This window comes from Pseudomonas sp. E45-MNA-CIBAN-0222, from assembly GCF_040310405.1.
Lineage (GTDB): Bacteria > Pseudomonadota > Gammaproteobacteria > Pseudomonadales > Pseudomonadaceae > Stutzerimonas > Stutzerimonas stutzeri_AC.
This window is the reverse complement of sequence record NZ_JBEOPU010000009.1, coordinates 178,163-195,674: the sequence shown is the minus strand read 5'-3', so window position 1 is coordinate 195,674 and position 17,512 is coordinate 178,163. Positions and strand designations below refer to the sequence as shown.

The following is a 17,512-nucleotide window of genomic DNA, read 5'->3' as shown; positions in this document are numbered from 1 at the left end:
TCCAGAATCAGTCAGCGTTTTGCGAAGGGGTTGGACCAATGGCAGTGCAATCGTTCGCCAGGTGTTTGCGCATTAGCTCCATTTGCGGACGGTGCTTACCGTCGCGTGGCTCTATCGAAAGCCTGTAGGTGCCCCACCCGGGGCCACCGGCCCAGTACGCACTAGGTACGCAGTTGTCATTGAGGTAGGCGAGCAGGTTGTCCATCGCCTCGGCTGCTTCGGGCAGGTCGTCGGGAATGCCGTATTCGCCGAGAAAGCCCTTCTGGCCGTGCTTCTTCAGCCACTCGATGAAGGGGCGGGCTCGTTCGACGCCAATCATCGGGTCAATGTCGCGGCTGGTCTTCTCCATGTACTTGCCGGAAAAATCCTGATCGAAGTACAGGTGCGCTTCGTAGACGATGCGGTCAGCCGGGTCGTTGATGAGGAAGTTGGCATTCACCTGCGGCCAGTGATAAGCGCTAGACCAGCGTTCGCCCTCGACGAAGATCAAGGTCTGGTCGTCCACCTCGCGGATTGCGTCGACCGCCGCCTGGGCGGCGCCAGGCCAGAGGCCTACTGTGCCGTGGGGTTCGTTCATGATGTCGTAGCCCAGCAGGCCGCGATGGCCCTTGAAGTGTTCTGCCAGTTGGCGCCACACCGCTGCATAAGCCTCGTAGGGCACTTTGCTCGAACCGATGAGTTCGCCGTGGTAACGACCATAGTTATGCATGTCCAGAATGACCTTCTGGCCGTTCATGGCGGCCAGATCCAGGGTCTTCTTCAGCAACCGGATCTGATCGAAGTTCAATCCTTTGTCGAGCGAGTGTTGAACTCGCTCCCAGATGAACGGAAAGCGAATCAGGCGAATGCCCTGATCGGCGTAGTACTTGAAGTGCTTTTTTTCCGGATAGAAGTAGTTCGTGCCGTTCTTGCCCGGAGTCACGTGCGGGGCAAATCCGGCGCCAGAGATATTGACCCCGAGCAGGGCCAGGCCCTTGTCTGAAGTCGGCCAATCGGTAGCGCATGCGCCGGCAGCGGTCAGTGTGGCAACCAGCGCCAGAGCCAGTCGTGTTGCGCGTCCTACTGGCCGGTTGGGGTGTCTGGTCATCGCTAGCACCTATCCTCAGGCAAAAAAAAATACTGACGCTCGAAAGGCCAGTTGTTAGGCAGTTGAATAAAAAGGGGTGAATGCGGTGTTCGGCATGGCGACGGGGTTCCGTCGCCATGCGAATCACTTTATTTGGTGGTGCTGGCGTATTCGTACTGGTAGTAACCGTACTCGCCGTAGGTAGACGCCTTGCGTACGACGGCGTTGAAGATCACGCCTTTTACCATCAGGCCGTTCTGCTCGAGGCGACGCTTGGCCGCTTCGATTTCCTTCACACCGTTCAGGCCGTAGCGGGTGACCATCAGCGTGGTACCTGCCTGGCTGCCGACCAGCGCTGCATCGGTGACCGCCAAAATCGGCGGGGTATCGAAGATCACCAGGTCGTACATGTGGCTGATCTCTTTGACGAAGCGAGAGAAGTTCTCGTGCATCAACAGCTCAGACGGGTTCGGCGGCAGCTGGCCGTGAGTGATCACGTGCAGGTTGTTCAACTGAGTCTTCTGGATGGCATCGAACAGGGTGATGCGGCCGGAAAGGATGTCGGACAGACCCTTGTCACCGTCACAGCGCATGACCTTGTGCAGGTAGCCCTTGCGCATGTCGGCGTCGACCAGCAGCACGCGCTTGCCGGATTGAGCGACGACCGCGGCGAGGTTGGTGGTGACGAACGACTTACCTACCGCCGGGCTCGGGCCGGTGATCATCAGTACGTTGTTCTTGGCCTCGATCATCGCGAAGTGCAGGCTGGTGCGCAGGCTGCGCATGGCTTCGGTGGCGAGGTCGGCCGGGTCGTTGACCGTCAGCAGGTAAGAGGCCGTGCTCTTGTCACGCTTGAAGTTGGCCAGGCGTTTTTCCAGCACAGCCTGCTTCTCGGTGAACGGAATCGAGGCATATACCGGGGTGCCGGTACGCTCGATGTCTTCAGGGTTTTCTACGCCGCGCTTGAGCGCTTCACGAACATAGACGAAGGCGGTAGCGAGCAGGGCGCCCAGCAACGTTACAACGATCACAACCAGAGGCTTGTTCGGCTTGACCGGGTTTTCCAGGTCGGCAGCCGCGTGGTCAATGATGCGCACATTACCCACGGTACCTGCGCGAATGATGTCCAGTTCCTGAGTCTTGTTCAGCAGCATGGAGTAGGTTTCCGAGGAAACTTCCACGTCGCGGGTCAAGCGCAGCAGTTCCTGCTGGGTCGATGGCAGGGTGCCGATCTGCTTCTCCAGTTCTTCCTTCTGCAGTTGCAGTTGGTTGATCTGGTTCATCAGCGCCTGGAAGTTCGGATGCTGTCGGGTGAAGCGGCGCTCCATCTCAGTACGCTTGAGGTTCTGCTCGGAGATCTGGCGTTCCATGTCGACGATACGATCGAGCACGGACTGCGTTTCGGCGGTGATATCCACTGAGCGCGAACCGGTCTGGTACTTGTTCAGTGCAGTTTGAGCCGCTTCAAGATGGCGACGGACCGTCGGAATCTGCTCGTTGAGGAATTCCAGGCTCTGGGTCGCTTCAGCAGCATTGCGGGCAATGTTCTGTTCGACGTAGAGGTTTGCCACCTCTTCCAGCACTCGGATGGCATGTTCAGGGTTGGGATCCTCGAGAGTCACGTTGACGATGCCCGACTGCTTGCCGCGCTCGGCAGCCGACAGGCGCTGCTGGAAGCTTTCGGTGGTGTTGTAGGTACGGTTCTTTACCACGGTGAACGTGGTGCCGGGGCGTGCATTCAGCTCACCCACGGTGACGCGATAGCCTTCGTTTTCAACCGGCTCGCCGACTACGCCCTGCACGACGACTTCGCCGTCCTGATCGCGCAGGATGAAGCCGTTGTTTTCGGCAGCCTCAAGGGTCAGCTCCTTGCCGTGTACCTTGTCCGGTACTTCCAGCTGGGTGACCTTCAAGGTCTCGCCACCCCAGGCGTAGCCGCCCAGGCCGGCCGGGTGCCAGCCCAGCTCGCCTTCTTCGCTCGGCTCGAACCGGCGTGCCATGAAGCCGCCGATGATCGGGAAGTGGTGGGGCGTGATGTTGATGTCGAGGTTCAGGTTGCTGACCGCGCCGCCAACGACCGAGCGCGACTTCAGCAGCGCGATCTCGGTTTGCGCCGGGGACACCGGCGGATTGTTGTTGACCACATCGGTCAGGCTCGGCAGGCCGCTCTTGGGCTCGATCTGGATCATCGCGCTGGCAAGATAGACCGGTGTAGCAAGCAAGGCATAAGCGATCCCCAGGGCCGCGAAGAACCCGGTAATGCTCATGATCAGCACGCGATTGTTTATGAAGGTGTCAAAGAGGTGGGCCAGGTCGATGTCCTTGTCCTCTTTGGTTTCATAGATTGGGCGGGGCATGGTTGTCATCGAAGTTCCTTCTTCATTTCAGGTAAGGAAGCCAGCTCTCGACGGATTTCGTCAGGAGATTGTGGACATGTTCAAAAGCGGGTTTGGACTGGCGGTACGGATCCGGAATTTCCAGCTCGTCCTGCCATTTGCCGATGAGAAACGTTTTGCCATGCACCTCGGGTGCGATCTGGCGAATGTGCTGAATGTGGCTATGCTCCATCACCAGGATCAGGTCGGCCTGGTGCAGCATGTGGCTGTCGACCTGGCGCGCGCAGTGGGCCGGAAGCTCCAGCCCGTTGTCCTGCAGTACTTCGTGGGCGGTCTTGTCCATCGGGTTACCTACTAATGCACCAATACCCGCTGAGCTGATCGTCAGGTCCTGGCCGCGAAGTCTGTGTGTCAACATCGCTTCGGCCGCGGGGCTTCGGCAGATGTTTCCAACACAGACGATCAAGATGTTCTTGAACATGGGGTTAACCTCGTGGCTGCTGGTTCGCAGTCGCCGGGGTGGGGCCCGCGGTGAACGAATGTGAGATTTTTGGGAGCGTCATTAGTTCCTTCCTGTCACGCCTTATGCGGCGTGACCTTTTCCGGTCTTTTCGGCGGCAACTAGAGCGGCTCGCCGATCAGTACACATCCTTGTTGAAGATCAATGCCGGGGGAGTGCGCACGAGGATGTAAAGGTCGAACCAGACTGACCATCGCTCGATGTAATCTAGGTCGAACTCGACGCGCTTCTCGATCTTTTCCAGCGTGTCGGTTTCACCCCGATAGCCGTTGATCTGCGCCCACCCGGTGATGCCAGGCTTCACGCGATGACGCGCGGAGTATTCGGCCACAGCATCCTCGAACAGCACGCCAGCAGCTTTGGTGGCGGTGGCGTGTGGACGCGGACCGACCATGGACATGCTGCCGAGAAATACGTTCAGCAGCTGAGGCAGTTCATCGAGGCTGGTCTTGCGGATGAAGCGTCCGATGCGAGTAATTCGGTCGTCGCCGCGGGTGGTTTGGCGGTCGGCGTTCGCATCGGATTTTTCGTGGTACATCGAACGGAACTTGAAGACCTCGATCAGGCGATTGTTGTAGCCGTAGCGCTTCTGCTTGAACAGGACGGGGCCTGGTGAGTCGAGTTTGATGGCAAGGGCGATTGCCAGCATGACCGGAGCGGCGGCGAGCAGGGCGATGCTGGAGATGACGATGTCTTCCAGTCGCTTGAACATCGGTGACCAGCCACGCAGCGGCAGATCCGAGGCGATCAGGGTCGGCAGCCCGCCGATCTCGGTGATGCGTTTGTCGGCATGGCGGAAGGCAACCATGTCAGGTACCAGGAGAACGTTGACCGGCAGCTTGCGCAGTTCTGCGATGACCTGGCCAATACGGCTGTCGGCGAACCAAGGCAGTGCTACCAGCACTTGCGTGACTTTCTCTTCGCGGATCATCCGTTCCAGGTCACGGGTGTTGCCAAGTAGCGGCAGGTTGGCCAGTTCGGTCGGCAGGCGCTCGAGGCGGTCGTCAATGAAGCCGAGCACGCCAGTGCGGATGTCTCGGTGGTTCTGGAGATACTCGGCAACGCGGACGCCGTTATCGGTGCCGCCGAGGATCACGGCGTTCTGCAGGAACATTCCGCGCGCCATGAGGCGGCGGAACAAGGCGAGCATCGCCAGGCGTTCCGCACCGAACAGAATGGTGCTTGTGAAGAACCAGAAGGCTAAGTGTTTCGCTTCCAAATAGCCGAACAACCCCATGCCCTGGTGCATGAAGACCAAGAAGCTGAACGCCGCTGCCCATGCGAGCAGCATTACGCGAAAACGCAGCAGGGTGCTGAACACTTCTTCGCTGTAGATGCCGGCGGTGTGGAAAATGATGATGCTGAGTACTGCAAAGAAGCCCAGGAATGCGCTGAACGGCCCAGTGGTGGGGACGTTCAGGAAAGCCATCAGTAGAAGGCCGGGCAGGATGGCCGTCAGGCCGTGGATCAGGCGGACGCTTGCCAGAAAGTAATCGACGAAACTCGGGTGAGCATATTCAAGGGTTCCAACTGACTGTACGCGCATACAAGGCTCCATCCTCAGCTCAAAGCTGGCTCATATCTCGAATTAATCGTCGCGGCACGCGGAAAGTGATAGCAGGCCGCCATCGCAACCGTGATTGGGACTCCTGCTCCGACCGTGCCTCTCGGGATGAGTTCAGTAGTACCCAGCGAGCCGCCAAAAAAATGAGCAAAACTCAAATCTGTTCGCAAACAGCTGTTTTAAAAGGCTTTTAGTTATAGTTGCGTGAGTGCTGGTGAAGCTAATCAGAAAAGGCGCGCTGACCGGCGGCGCGATTGATCGAACATTTGGATTAATACCGTTGCGCTTGTTCTACACAACTTCCTCGTCGCAAATCGGTCTGATGCAGCGGTGAGAACAGTGAGGAACGAACGGCCATGAGCGAGACCAAGGCGCTGCTGATACTGCATGGAAAACAAGCGCTTAATGAGGAGGTTCGTGAGGCTGTCATCAAGCAGCGTGAGCTGGGATGGGACTTGGCAGTTCGCGTTACCTGGGAGCCCGGCGATGCGCAACGCTTGGTGCTCGAGGCGCTGGAGGCCGGTTACCCGACACTGATTGCGGGCGGTGGTGATGGCACCTTGCGCGAGGTGGCGATGGCAATGCTCGAGGCGAATACCACGGCGACGCTCGCTCTGGTGCCGCTGGGGAGTGCCAATGACTTCGCGCGCGCGGCTGGCGTTCCGCTTGATCCGTTCGAAGCGCTGGCACTGCTGGATGAGCCTGCGCGGGCGATCGATGTGGGTGAGATGAACGGTCAACCATTCGTCAACATGGCTACCGGAGGATTCGGCTCCCAAGTTACCGCCAGCACGTCCGAGGACCTCAAACGTGTATTGGGGGGCGGCGCTTATCTGCTGACCGGCTTGAGCCGTTTTGCCGACATTCACTCCGCTCGGGGGCGTTTCAGCGGACCGGGCTTCGAATGGGAGGGTGAGTTTCTAGCGCTTGGCATCGGCAATGGCCGGCAGGCAGGTGGCGGACAACTATTGTGCCCTCAGGCGACGATCGACGATGGGCTGCTGGATGTGTGTATCGTGCCGGCGCCTGCCGATGCTGTCGGTACGCTCGGCACGCTGCTTAGCGGCGGCCTGCTGGGTGTCGACGCGGTATCTGTAAGTGCCCGGGTGCCTTGGCTCGAGGTTGACGCGCCAACACCAATCGACATCAATCTCGATGGGGAGCCGCTTACTGGCGCACGTTTGCGTTTTGCGGTGCGGGCCGGGGCATTGCGCGTGCATCTGCCTGCAGATTCTCCGCTGCTAGGTTGCAATGCCGAGCCCCAGTAGAGGGTAAACTTTGGGGCTTCGTTGACGAGACTGCCGGTTAAAAAAAACAGCTGGCGATGCATAAAGCCACGGCGGATACGGCCGATATGCCTTTTACATTGTTCTCCCAAGGAGCCTGGAAATGGCCGGCATTCTCGATTCTGTCGATCAACGCACCCGTCTAGTGGGGCAGAATCGCCTCGAGATTCTCATGTTCCGGCTCGGCGGGCGGCAAAAGTTCGCCATCAACGTCTTCAAGGTCCAGGAGGTCGTTCAGCTGCCGAAGATGACGCTCATGCCGCACCGACACAGCTCGGTATGCGGTGTGGTCAACCTTCGCGGCCAAACGCTGCCGGTAGTAGACCTGTCGCGGGCGATCGGCTTGCGGCCGCTGGTGCCGGATGAGCGCAGCACTATCATCGTCACCGAGTACAACCGTACCGTGCAGGCCTTTCTGGTCGGCGGCGTGGACCGTATCGTCAACCTCAATTGGGAGTCGGTGATGCCGCCGCCGACCACAGCGGGTCGCCAGCACTATCTGACCTCCATCACCAAGGTCGATGACGAGCTGGTGGAAGTGATCGACGTGGAAAAGGTGCTCGCCGAAATTGTGCCTTACGACACCAGCATTTCCGCCGAGCGCCTGGCCGATCCCGGACTCGAGCGTGCCCGGGGCAGGGAGGTGCTCTGTGTGGATGACTCTACGGTTGCCCTGTCGCAACTGCGGGAGACCCTCAGCCAGCTAGGCTTAAAGATCCACACCGCCAGTGACGGCTTGAAGGGCCTGAACATGCTCAAGGCATGGGCGGACGCCGGTGAGGTACTGACCGACAAGCTGCTGATGGTCTTTACCGACGCGGAGATGCCGGAAATGGATGGCTATCGTCTGACCACCGAGATTCGGCATGACCCACGCCTGCGTGATCTCTATGTGGTGTTGCACACCTCGTTGTCCGGTAGTTTCAACCTGGCGATGGTGCAGAAGGTTGGTTGTGACAACTTCCTGTCCAAGTTCCAGCCGGAGAAGCTGGTTGATGTGATTCAAGATCGGTTGAAGATGGAAGAGCAGGGCTGACCTATCCCTGTTTCCAGCTGCTGAAACACGCGGCTGCTCCCTGATATGCTGCTGCGCAATCTCCATGGAGGCGCAGCATGCAACTCTCCTCGCTCTATCGCTTTGCTCTCAAATCCGGTGCCGGTGAGTCGCTGCAGCATTGCGCGAGCGATACGTTAGGGTTGGCAGGCGACCGCCGCTGGATGGTGGTGGCTGCCGGAACCGGGCGGTTTCTCACTCAGCGAGCAATACCCAAAATGGCGCTGTTGCAGGCCCGCTGGCAGGATGGCGCGTTACGCCTAGCCGCCCCAGGTATGCAGGAGTTGCTGGTTCAGGTGCCGAGCCGCAAAGAGATGCGCTGCGTGCAGATATGGAGCGCTAATCCTGTTGTGCCGGACGCAGGTGAGGCAGCAGCGACTTGGCTGTCGTATTTTCTCGGCCAGGCCTGTCGCTTGGTTTATCTGCCGGAGGATGACGGCATTCAGGTCGATCTGGACTACTCGCGTTTGGGTGAGCAAACGGCGTTCAGCGATGGCTTTCCCTTTCTGCTGATTGGCCAGGCATCGCTGGATGACCTGATTCGCCGTGTCGGACGTCCCCTGGACATGCTGCGCTTTCGCCCAAACCTAGTCGTAAGCGGCGCCGAGCCTTATGCAGAGGATAGCTGGAAGCGTATCCGTATCGGCGAGCTGACATTCCGGATCGTCAAGCCTTGTTCGCGATGCGTCATCCCCACTATCGACCCGCTCAGTGCCGAGCGTGCCCCGGATCGCGAGCCATTGAATACGCTGCTGTCGTATCGCAAAGGTCAGGGTGGTGTCTTCTTCGGGCAGAACCTGATAGCCGAAGGCACCGGACAGTTGGCGGTCGGCATGCCCGTCGAGGTGCTGGAATAGCCCAAGGCTTGGCGCCTCGAGCTAGTTATCGCACACGCCTATCGCGTCTCAGGCTACTGCGATTCGAAGTAGCGCTCGTGCCATTCCACCAGCGGTTGCGGGGAGTTCAGCTTCTGCCCGTAGATGACCGAATAGGTCAGCACGTTCTGTACGTACTGGCGGGTTTCGTCGAACGGGATGTTCTCCACCCAGACATCGAACGAAAGGTGCTCGGCATTGCGTAGCCACTGACGTACCCGACCCGGCCCTGCGTTGTAGGCGGCCGAGGCGAGCACCCGGTTGCCGTTGAACTGACCATAGATCTGGCTCAGGTAAGCGGTGCCCAGCTGGATGTTGGTGTTGGGATTGAGCACCTGCTGCGGCGAGGCCAGCGGGATGTTGAAGCGTTTGGCAGTTTCCTTGGCGGTCGCTGGCATCAGCTGCATGAGACCGGTGGCGCCAACATGGGAGCGCGCATCGGCCATGAACGCGCTCTCCTGACGGGTGACTGCGAACGCCCAGCTTGGATGAATCTCCCGCGCCCTTGATGCCTGAATCAGCGTGTTGCGATGCGCCATCGGGAAGCGGATGTCCAGATCGTCCCAGTACTGCGCCTGGCTGATGGTGCGAATCGCCGGGAAATACCATTCCTTCTCATAGGCGATGCGCGCCTGCGCGACCATCTCGTCGCGGCTGAATAGCCGGCTGACGTGATACCACTCGCGGCGCCCATCGACGATCTGCCCGCGATCATGGAATTCCAGCGCGCGACGAATGCCCGCGGTATTGCGCACCTTTTGCACGACCTTAGGATCGAGTGCCAATGGTTGGTGGTTCAGCTTGTATGGCGCCTGAATACGGTCAGCGGAAAGAAAGCCGTAGAAGTCCCGCTCCTGGGCGACAGGCTGATAGAGCAGGGCTGCCTGTTTGCTTTCGGGTTTGGCCAGCTGCAGGCTGCGCGCCTGCCAGTAACGCCAGCGGTTGGTGTTGGCCAAGTCTTCAGGAAAGCGCTGAGTCAGCTTGTGTACCTCGTCCCACTGGCCTTGGCGCAGCAGCAAGCGCGCGCGCCATTCACTGACGGTGTTGTCACGCAGCTCGGGATCGTATTCAGCCATCACCTTGAGGGCGCGGCCGTCGAAACGCTTGGCGAGTGTCAGCCCGATCTGCCGTGCGATGGCGACCTTTTCCTCCGACGAGAACGAGAAGCGACGGGCATAGCTATCCAGCAGGCTCAGCGCTTGCTCTGGATCCTGACGCGCTAGGCGGCGCAGGCCGATCGAAACCACATCTGCCATGGCAGGGCTGGTTGGCGCGAAGCGTTCTGGCTGGCGAAGCATCTGTGGCTTCTGGGCGACGTCGATCATCAGCTGGCCTTGGGTCTGCAGCGTCGGCAAGCGTTTGACCAGGAAGCTGGCCACGCCGTAATTGCCGCTTTCCACAGCCAGCTTGGTGCGTTTCCAGCGCCGCTCTTCGGTAAGCAAGCCCTTGGCTTCCCAGAGTTCGAATAACGGATCACAGGAGTTGTGCTGTGATTTGCCGACCAGCCACAGTCGTTCGGCAGCAGCATCGGCGCCCGGAATGTCGTTGCGAAGCTGGTATTGGCCGAAAAGGCAATCGAGCTCGGTGAAGTTCATCTTTGGATCGTAATAGCGGGTGAACGTCTGCCAGTCCCCCCGTGCTGCTAGCAGGCGCAGCCAGCGCAGCTTCATCCAGCTGATCTGTGGCAGGTCACCGTGCTCGGCGAGAAATTTCTCTACTTCCTGATTGCTGGTCGACTTCAGGCGATGGGTCAGATCGTCGTAGGCCAGATAGGGCTCAAGCGGATAGTCACGCAGGGCGCTCTGATAGCGGCGATAGGGCCCGCTGTCGCCTTTGGCCAGGGCCTGTTTGGCCTGGTCATAGTACTGGCGTTGCTGACTGAGGCTGGCGGCGGACGCATCCAGGCCAATGGTTGAAACGAACAGGCAGAAACACAAACTGGAGAGTCGGCCGCGCATGGTACATCCGTAGAACGGGGGGCGTTGAGATGACAGGCGGGAGCTGCGCCAAAGCGGCACATGAAACGGCCTGCTGCAGGGGCTAGCTTAGCGTGCCGCACCGGTCAGTTAAACGCGCATTAAGCTCCGGTAACAAACTAAACCAGACTTCCGACGAGCGTACGCTTTCGCCGCCTGCGCTGCGTCGATCAGCAACAGCACCTTGGTTGGGGAACGGCCGATAAAAGGCGGTATCTGCTAGAATGCGCGCCCTGTTTTCCGGAGGTAGTCATGACCCTGCTCAAGTTCACCGATGTATCCCTTGCCTACGGCACTACGCCGCTGCTGGATGGCGTGTCCTGGCAGATCGCGCGGGGTGAGCGGGTCTGCATCATCGGCCGCAATGGCACCGGCAAATCCAGCATGCTGCGTCTGGTCAAGGGTGATCGGGCATCCGATGACGGCGAAATCTGGCGCGCGCCGGGCTTGAAGATTGGTGAGCTGCCGCAGGAGCTGCCGCGTGCGGACGACCGCACCGTATTCGATGTGGTCGCCGAAGGCCTGGCTGGGGTCGGCGAGCTGCTCGCCGAATACCACCATCTGAGTCAGAACATCCAGAACGATGCGGATCTCGACAAGCTGATGCATGTGCAGCAGGCGCTCGAGGCTAAGGATGGCTGGCGCCTGCAGCAACTGGTCGACAGCACGCTGAGCCGCCTTCAGCTGCCTGCCGATCGCACGCTGGCTGAGCTGTCCGGCGGTTGGCGGCGCCGTGTATTGCTGGCCCAGGCGCTGGTATCCGAGCCTGATCTGCTGTTGCTCGACGAGCCTACCAACCATCTGGACATCGGTGCCATCGCCTGGCTGGAAGAGGCGCTGACCGGCTTCAACGGTGCCGTACTGTTCATCACCCACGACCGCGCCTTCCTGCAGAATCTGGCCACCCGGATTCTCGAACTGGATCGTGGCCACCTGATTGATTGGAACGGTGACTACGCGAGTTTCCTGGTGCACAAGGAGCAGCAGCTGGCCGCCGAAGAGACCGCCAACGCGCTTTTTGACAAGAAGCTGGCGCAGGAGGAGGTGTGGATTCGCCAAGGTATCAAGGCGCGCCGCACTCGCAACGAAGGGCGTGTGCGTGCACTCAAGGAACTGCGTGCCGAGCGCAGCGAACGACGCAATGTGCAGGGCAAAGCTACGTTCCAGGTAGAAACGGCGGAAAAGTCCGGCAAGCAGGTCATCGTCGCTGAAAACGTGACGTTCGCTCATCCTGGCGGTGAGCCGTTGATTCGCGATTTTTCGATGGTCATCCAGCGCGGCGACCGCATCGGGCTGCTTGGTGCCAACGGCACCGGCAAAACCACGTTGCTCAAGCTGTTGTTGGATGAGTTGCGGCCGAGCAGTGGCTCGATCGAGTTCGGCACCAAACTCGAAGTGGCGTATTTCGACCAATTACGTCACCAGCTGGAGCTGGAAAAGACCGTAGTCGACAACCTGGCCGAAGGTCGCGAGTTCATCACCATCGACGGGCAGAATCGCCATGTGCTGAGCTATCTGGGCGACTTCCTGTTCAGCCCGCAGCGTGCCCGAACGCCAGTCAAGGCGCTGTCCGGAGGTGAGCGGGCACGGCTCTTGCTGGCGAAGCTGTTCAGTAAGCCAGCCAACCTGCTGGTGCTCGACGAGCCGACCAACGACCTTGATGTGGAAACGCTGGAACTGCTGGAAGAGGTGCTGCTCGGCTTCCAGGGCACTGTGTTGATGGTGAGCCACGACCGTGCATTCCTCGACAATGTAGTGACCAGCACCCTGGTGTTTCAGGGCGGCGGTGAAGTGCGCGAGTACGTTGGCGGTTATCAGGACTGGCTGCGTCAGGGCGGTTCGCCGCGTTTGCTTGGCGTCGCTGAGTCGGGTGGTGAAGCCAAAGAGAGCAAAAAGCCGCAGCAGGCACCCGCCGTCGCTGAGGTCGCGCCAGCCAAGAAGAAGCTCAGTTACAAGCTGCAGCGTGAGCTGGAAGCCTTGCCGGGCAGGATCGATGAAGTAGAGAAGGGTATCGAGGCCCTCCAGGCTGAGATATCCGACCCTGCGTTCTATCAGCAGTCGGCCGATGTGACGGCAGCGGTGCTAAGCCGTATCGAAGCGCTGCAGCAGGAGCTCGACGGGTTGCTCGAGCGTTGGGCTGAACTGGAGGAGTAGTCAGCTCCCTACGATCGGCGACAGACGCGGACCTCAGATCCGCGTCGCGCCGAGATGGTTCGCGGTCACGGCTTATGAGGTGGATCAATGCCATGCGTTCTGGCGCGTAGTTAAGTATCCGCATCGGATAATGCAGTCATGTGGAGCGTCAATGGCAATCGAATACCGTATCACCTTGGATGATGAACATGATTTCAGCTACCGGATTGAGCTGGATCGTGAATACGACAGGGAAGTCGCCGCCCAGGCGCCCAAGTGGACCCGTCTAGATCATCAGCGTTGTTCGAATTGTCCGCTTAGCAAGGACGATTTCAGCCATTGTCCTGCCGCGGTTGACCTTCACCGGGTAATCGAGGATTTCCAGGGCCTGCCTGCCGTAAAGAAGGCATTGGTATGGGTACGCACGCCCGAGCGTGAATACACGAAATTGGTTGGCCTGGACGAGGGGTTGCGTGCGCTGCTCGGGGTAATCATGGCGACCAGTGCCTGCCCCGTACTTGCTCGGCTCAAACCCATGGCCAAGCAGCACCTGCCATTCGCCAGCAACCATGAGTTCGTTTTGCGGGCCGTGACGCTCTATCTGGCGCGGCAGTACTTCAATTTACGCGAAGGCAGGCATGCCGATTGGGAGCTGCGCGGATTGGTACGCTCTTTCCAGCAACTGCAGCTGGTCAATCAAGCGTTCTGGCAGCGCATCCATGACACCTGTCACGCCGACTCCAACCTCAAGGCGTTTCTGGCCTTCTTCTCGATGTCATCGAGCCTCACCTATTCGCTGGAGACTCAGCTGCAGAAGATCCGCCCCCTGGTGATGAGTGCAGGCGAGGGCGTCGATACCATCTGAACCGTGCGCATCTTGCGCAGAGTGCGAAAACTCTGCGCAGCTCAGGAAGGCTATTCAGCCTTCTTCAAGCGCACGGCCAGCACGTCGCAAGGTGCCCCGTGCAGGATGTCGTTTGCGGTGGAGCCCAACAGCAAGGCGAGCCCGTGGCGGCCATGGCTGCCTACCACGATGAGATCGCAACCCTGTTCTTTAGCCAGACGGTGCACCTCCTGACGAGGTTGCCCGTAGGCCAGATGTCGCTGTTCCGCTGCCAGACCGGGATAGTTGTCAGCGAAGCCGTTCATACGCTCGCGTGCCTGGTCGAATTGCTGTTGCTGCAGCATCGACAGGTCCATTGGAACGTCGCCGCCGAAGGCCATGGCCATTGGCTCGATGATATGCACCAGGCTCAACTTCGCGTCCGATGTACTGGCAAGCGCTTGAGCGCGGGCGACAACCGGATGGCACTCTTCGGTGAGGTCGATAGCTACCAGAATGTGTTGGTAGGGCATGGCGTGTTTTCTCCTTGCGTGCCGGTCGCCAGAGGCAGTGGTCGTCCCGGCGATAATGGGGATTACCCTTTCGTTTAACAGGTTTATACGATCTTGCTGGGCGGTCCGCCAGTGGCTTGTTGTCACCGACGATGACGGCGAAGGGGTATGGGCTGTTATCATGGCCGCCTTTTTAGCCGCGCCGTTGTTCATGCTCGTCGCGCCGTTGAATTACTTCAGTTGTTTTGCCAGCGGTTGCTGGCATTTGTGAACGGCTTGTCATCGAGAAAACGCCATGCTGATGTTCGACTCCGATTATTCGCTTGCCTGGGCTCTGTACGGGATAGCAGCGCTGGGATGCCTGCTGTTCTGGTTCCGGGTCACGCGCTGGATGTGGCGCTGGCTGCGTGAGCCGTTGCGGTTGATCGTGGCCGTATTGTTGTTCACCCCCACCATCGTCGATCCGGCCAAGGAGCTGTTCGCGCCGGCGGTGGCCATTACCGCAATGGATCTGGCATTCAAGGTGGGTAACAACGCCTGGCGCGCTGTAGCGGATTTGGCCATGTACGGATTGATCGCACTTGGCTTGTATTTGCTATTGGTGGCGATCCGTTGGCCCATCGAGCGCAAGTACGCAAGGCGGAGCGAAGCCGCCGCAGCCGACGAGGACAATCGGACACTGCGCGAGCGAATGGAAGACGAGAGCGACGATTTAGATGAATTGGACTACGCGCCGTCCCGCGGGCGGTTGCGCACCGATCCCCGGATCTAGGTGTGAGAGCATTCCGGTTTCAGCTAGCTATCGGGAGATAACGCATGTGCGAGCTGCTTGGCATGAGCGCCAACGTTCCAACCGATATCGTTTTCAGCTTCACTGGCCTCATGCAGCGAGGCGGCAAGACCGGTCCACACAAGGACGGTTGGGGGATTGCCTTCTATGAAGGGCGCGGCCTACGGTTGTTTCAGGACCCGGTCGCCAGCTGCGAATCCGAAGTGGCGAAGATGGTGCAGCGCTACCTGATAAAGAGCGAAGTGGTGATCGGGCACATCCGTCACGCCAACGTCGGCAAGGTTTCACTGGTCAACACCCATCCTTTCGTCCGCGAGCTCTGGGGGCAGCATTGGTGCTTCGCGCACAACGGTCAGCTCTCGGATTTCGAACCCTCCACGGGCTTTTACCGGCCGGTCGGCGATACTGATAGCGAACGAGCTTTCTGCGATCTGCTAAACCGTATTCGGTTGGATTTTCCAGACCGCAGCGCGGCGGAGAACATGCTGCCGGTGCTGCTCGGCGCTTGTAATGAGTATCGTCGCAAAGGTGTATTCAATTGCTTGCTGAGCAATGGTGAATGGCTGTTCAGTTTCTGTAGCACCAAGCTTGCGCAGATCACCCGGCGCGCACCATTCGGCCCCGCGCAGCTGCGCGATGCCGAGCTGACCGTGAACTTCCATGCCGAAACGACCCCCGACGATGTCGTTACCGTTCTGGCAACTGAGCCCCTGACCAATAACGAGCAGTGGACGCTGCACGAGCCCGGGCAGTGGAGTCTGTGGCAGTCAGGTGAATGCGTTGCGCAAGGAAAGGTGTCCGCATGCTGAGAAGCTATTTGCGTTTAACCCTGTTTGCGTTGGGGCTGTTGGTGGGCGTGCAGGTGCCGGGGTTCATTGATGCTTACGCCAAGCACGTCGAGGCGAGGCGCCTGGAGGCCCAGCAGGGGCTGCAGGGCTTTCAGGAGACCGCGCAGCGCTTCTTCAGCGGCGATCTGGATGCGCTGGTGCAGCATTATCGTGACAGTGACGACCCGGTGTTCCAGAACGACGCGCAAAGTGTCGACCTTCTGGTGCGCCGTGCCCGCCTGCTGGAACGCGAGTGGCAGGCGATGCAGCGCCCCTGGTATGCACGCGCCATACACGTATTGCTCGGCGCCGAGCGCAGCCTGCGTGAGCAGGTCTGGGGCAGCTACCGCTTTCAGGTCCTGCTAGCACCTGAAGCTATTGCCTGGGGGCTGAGCTGCGCGCTGTTGCTGGCCTGGTTGATGGAAAGTCTGCTGCTGGCAGCAAGCTTCCCGTTCCGCTCGCGGCGTCGCTACCGCGCTTTTCGCTCGTGATGGCTATTAAGCGTTGCACTGGCGGCTGCCTGGGCTAGTCGCGGCCCGGGCAGCGGCTGGCGATCGGACGGATCAACTCACTTCGCCAGAAACTTCATCCCGTCCTCGAGCCCGCTCAGCGTCAGCGGATACATCCGGTCCTCTACCAATTCTTTGATGATGCCGGTGGATGTGGTGTAGCCCCAGGTGTCCTTGGGGTAGGGGTTGATCCAGATGAGTTTCTTGTACTTCTCCATGAAGCGCTGCATCCAGACGTAGCCAGCTTCCTCGTTCCAGTGCTCGACACTGCCGCCTGGCTGGGTCACTTCATAGGGCGCCATCGCCGCGTCGCCAACGAAGACGACCTTGTAATCGGCGGCGTACTTATGCAGGAGATCGAGCGTCGAGGTACGTTCAGAGGTACGGCGGAAGTTGTTCTTCCACACCGATTCGTAGATGAAGTTGTGGAAGTAGAAGTATTCGAGGTGCTTGAACTCGGTCTTGCAGGCGGAAAACAGCTCTTCGCAGACTTTGACGTGGGCATCCATCGAGCCGCCGATGTCGAACAGAATCAGCAGTTTCACTGCGTTGCGTCGCTCGGGGCGCATCTGGATGTTGAGTAGGCCGGCGTCACGTGCGGTGTGGTCGATGGTGCCGTCGATGTCCAGTTCGTCCGCCGCGCCCTGGCGGGCGAACTTGCGCAGGCGGCGCAAGGCAATCTTAATGTTGCGCGTGCCCAATTCGACCTGATCGTCGAGGTTCTTGTACTCGCGCTGATCCCAGACCTTCACCGCCTTACCCTGACGCTTGCCGGCATCGCCGATGCGGATGCCTTCAGGGTTGTAGCCGCCCGAGCCGAAGGGGCTGGTGCCGCCGGTGCCGATCCACTTGTTGCCGCCGGCGTGGCGTTCCTTCTGCTCTTCGAGGCGCTTCTTGAATTCCTCGATCAGCTTGTCGAGGCCGCCGAGAGACTGGATTTGCGCGCGTTCTTCGTCCGTCAGGCTGCGCTCGAATTCCTTGCGCAGCCAGTCTTCAGGGATCAGTGCTTCGAGATGCTGGTCCAGGCTCTCCAGACCTTTGAAATAGGCGCCAAAGGCCCGGTCGAACTTGTCGAAGTGGCGCTCGTCCTTGACCATTACCGTGCGCGCGAGGAAATAGAACTCGTCCATGTCGGCAAAGACGACACGATGCTTCAGCGCATCGATCAGATCCAGCAGTTCGCGCACCGATACCGGTACCTTGGCGGCGCGCATCTCATTGAACAGGCCAAGCAGCATGGC

General features: G+C 59.6%; 15 protein-coding genes. 8 read left to right on the top strand and 7 right to left on the bottom strand.

Features of this window, described 5'->3' with window-relative positions:
- Positions 1–7: 7 nt before the first annotated feature.
- From AAEZ08_RS15275 to AAEZ08_RS15260, 4 genes are all read right to left on the bottom strand, one after another.
- A complete protein-coding gene (locus AAEZ08_RS15275; protein ID WP_003280579.1) occupies positions 8–1,087 on the bottom strand; it encodes a glycoside hydrolase family 5 protein in 1,080 nt (359 codons plus the stop codon).
- A 128-nt stretch (positions 1,088–1,215) separates the two neighbouring features.
- Positions 1,216–3,432, bottom strand: a complete 2,217-nt coding sequence (locus AAEZ08_RS15270; protein ID WP_500124648.1) for a polysaccharide biosynthesis tyrosine autokinase — start codon at positions 3,430–3,432, stop codon at positions 1,216–1,218.
- A gap of 13 nt (positions 3,433–3,445) precedes the next feature.
- On the bottom strand, positions 3,446–3,883 hold the full coding sequence (locus AAEZ08_RS15265) for a low molecular weight protein-tyrosine-phosphatase (protein ID WP_500124647.1): 438 nt from the start codon (positions 3,881–3,883) through the stop codon (positions 3,446–3,448).
- Positions 3,884–4,040: 157 nt separating this feature from the next.
- Entirely contained in the window at positions 4,041–5,468 is a 1,428-nt protein-coding gene (locus AAEZ08_RS15260; RefSeq protein WP_181066971.1) for an undecaprenyl-phosphate glucose phosphotransferase, read from the bottom strand.
- A gap of 374 nt (positions 5,469–5,842) precedes the next feature.
- Between AAEZ08_RS15260 and yegS the strand changes: the two genes are divergently transcribed.
- From yegS to AAEZ08_RS15245, 3 genes are all read left to right on the top strand, one after another.
- Entirely contained in the window at positions 5,843–6,754 is a 912-nt protein-coding gene (gene yegS, locus AAEZ08_RS15255) for a lipid kinase YegS (protein ID WP_181066970.1), read from the top strand.
- A 121-nt stretch (positions 6,755–6,875) separates the two neighbouring features.
- Positions 6,876–7,808: a chemotaxis protein CheV gene (locus AAEZ08_RS15250; RefSeq protein ID WP_003280588.1), complete on the top strand. Its 933-nt coding sequence runs from the start codon at positions 6,876–6,878 to the stop codon at positions 7,806–7,808.
- 77 nt (positions 7,809–7,885) lie between these two features.
- Positions 7,886–8,683, top strand: coding sequence for an MOSC domain-containing protein (locus AAEZ08_RS15245; protein ID WP_102819574.1), 798 nt, complete (start codon positions 7,886–7,888; stop codon positions 8,681–8,683).
- A 53-nt stretch (positions 8,684–8,736) separates the two neighbouring features.
- On the opposite strand, the gene AAEZ08_RS15240 is transcribed toward AAEZ08_RS15245, so the two are convergent.
- Positions 8,737–10,659, bottom strand: coding sequence for a transglycosylase SLT domain-containing protein (locus AAEZ08_RS15240; protein WP_500124646.1), 1,923 nt, complete (start codon positions 10,657–10,659; stop codon positions 8,737–8,739).
- A gap of 270 nt (positions 10,660–10,929) precedes the next feature.
- Here AAEZ08_RS15240 and AAEZ08_RS15235 point away from each other — a divergent pair, with 270 nt between their 5' ends.
- Entirely contained in the window at positions 10,930–12,831 is a 1,902-nt protein-coding gene (locus AAEZ08_RS15235) for an ATP-binding cassette domain-containing protein (RefSeq protein ID WP_058064681.1), read from the top strand.
- 151 nt (positions 12,832–12,982) lie between these two features.
- Positions 12,983–13,675, top strand: coding sequence for a DUF6901 family protein (locus AAEZ08_RS15230; RefSeq protein WP_058064680.1), 693 nt, complete (start codon positions 12,983–12,985; stop codon positions 13,673–13,675).
- A gap of 50 nt (positions 13,676–13,725) precedes the next feature.
- Here AAEZ08_RS15230 and AAEZ08_RS15225 read toward each other — a convergent pair whose 3' ends face one another.
- Positions 13,726–14,166: a universal stress protein gene (locus AAEZ08_RS15225; protein WP_003280594.1), complete on the bottom strand. Its 441-nt coding sequence runs from the start codon at positions 14,164–14,166 to the stop codon at positions 13,726–13,728.
- A 274-nt stretch (positions 14,167–14,440) separates the two neighbouring features.
- Between AAEZ08_RS15225 and AAEZ08_RS15220 the strand changes: the two genes are divergently transcribed.
- The 3 genes from AAEZ08_RS15220 to AAEZ08_RS15210 are packed head-to-tail and all read left to right on the top strand — an operon-like array spanning position 14,441 to position 16,253.
- Positions 14,441–14,917, top strand: coding sequence for a hypothetical protein (locus AAEZ08_RS15220; protein ID WP_003280598.1), 477 nt, complete (start codon positions 14,441–14,443; stop codon positions 14,915–14,917).
- A gap of 44 nt (positions 14,918–14,961) precedes the next feature.
- Complete coding sequence (locus AAEZ08_RS15215; protein WP_003280600.1) at positions 14,962–15,744, top strand: class II glutamine amidotransferase; 783 nt, start codon at positions 14,962–14,964, stop codon at positions 15,742–15,744.
- Entirely contained in the window at positions 15,738–16,253 is a 516-nt protein-coding gene (locus AAEZ08_RS15210; protein WP_003280602.1) for a DUF2937 family protein, read from the top strand. The genes AAEZ08_RS15215 and AAEZ08_RS15210 overlap by 7 nt, the downstream gene beginning before the upstream one ends.
- A 77-nt stretch (positions 16,254–16,330) precedes the next feature.
- On the opposite strand, the gene AAEZ08_RS15205 is transcribed toward AAEZ08_RS15210, so the two are convergent.
- Positions 16,331–17,509 carry a vWA domain-containing protein gene (locus AAEZ08_RS15205; protein WP_500124645.1) on the bottom strand — a complete coding sequence of 393 codons (1,179 nt, stop codon included), beginning with the start codon at positions 17,507–17,509 and terminating at the stop codon, positions 16,331–16,333.
- Positions 17,510–17,512: the final 3 nt, after the last annotated feature.

Excerpts from the sequence above, each read along its gene's own strand:
- AAEZ08_RS15230 (WP_058064680.1), top strand. The coding sequence starts at position 12,983 with ATGGCAATCGAATACCGTATCACCTTGGATGATGAACATGATTTCAGC.
- AAEZ08_RS15210 (WP_003280602.1), top strand. The coding sequence starts at position 15,738 with ATGCTGAGAAGCTATTTGCGTTTAACCCTGTTTGCGTTGGGGCTGTTG.
- yegS (WP_181066970.1), top strand. The coding sequence starts at position 5,843 with ATGAGCGAGACCAAGGCGCTGCTGATACTGCATGGAAAACAAGCGCTT.
- AAEZ08_RS15275 (WP_003280579.1), bottom strand. The coding sequence starts at position 1,087 with ATGACCAGACACCCCAACCGGCCAGTAGGACGCGCAACACGACTGGCT.
- AAEZ08_RS15260 (WP_181066971.1), bottom strand. The coding sequence starts at position 5,468 with ATGCGCGTACAGTCAGTTGGAACCCTTGAATATGCTCACCCGAGTTTC.
- AAEZ08_RS15265 (WP_500124647.1), bottom strand. The coding sequence starts at position 3,883 with ATGTTCAAGAACATCTTGATCGTCTGTGTTGGAAACATCTGCCGAAGC.
- AAEZ08_RS15270 (WP_500124648.1), bottom strand. The coding sequence starts at position 3,432 with ATGACAACCATGCCCCGCCCAATCTATGAAACCAAAGAGGACAAGGAC.
- AAEZ08_RS15235 (WP_058064681.1), top strand. The coding sequence starts at position 10,930 with ATGACCCTGCTCAAGTTCACCGATGTATCCCTTGCCTACGGCACTACG.
- AAEZ08_RS15205 (WP_500124645.1), bottom strand. The coding sequence starts at position 17,509 with ATGCTGCTTGGCCTGTTCAATGAGATGCGCGCCGCCAAGGTACCGGTA.
- AAEZ08_RS15220 (WP_003280598.1), top strand. The coding sequence starts at position 14,441 with ATGCTGATGTTCGACTCCGATTATTCGCTTGCCTGGGCTCTGTACGGG.
- AAEZ08_RS15215 (WP_003280600.1), top strand. The coding sequence starts at position 14,962 with ATGTGCGAGCTGCTTGGCATGAGCGCCAACGTTCCAACCGATATCGTT.
- AAEZ08_RS15240 (WP_500124646.1), bottom strand. The coding sequence starts at position 10,659 with ATGCGCGGCCGACTCTCCAGTTTGTGTTTCTGCCTGTTCGTTTCAACC.
- AAEZ08_RS15245 (WP_102819574.1), top strand. The coding sequence starts at position 7,886 with ATGCAACTCTCCTCGCTCTATCGCTTTGCTCTCAAATCCGGTGCCGGT.
- AAEZ08_RS15225 (WP_003280594.1), bottom strand. The coding sequence starts at position 14,166 with ATGCCCTACCAACACATTCTGGTAGCTATCGACCTCACCGAAGAGTGC.
- AAEZ08_RS15250 (WP_003280588.1), top strand. The coding sequence starts at position 6,876 with ATGGCCGGCATTCTCGATTCTGTCGATCAACGCACCCGTCTAGTGGGG.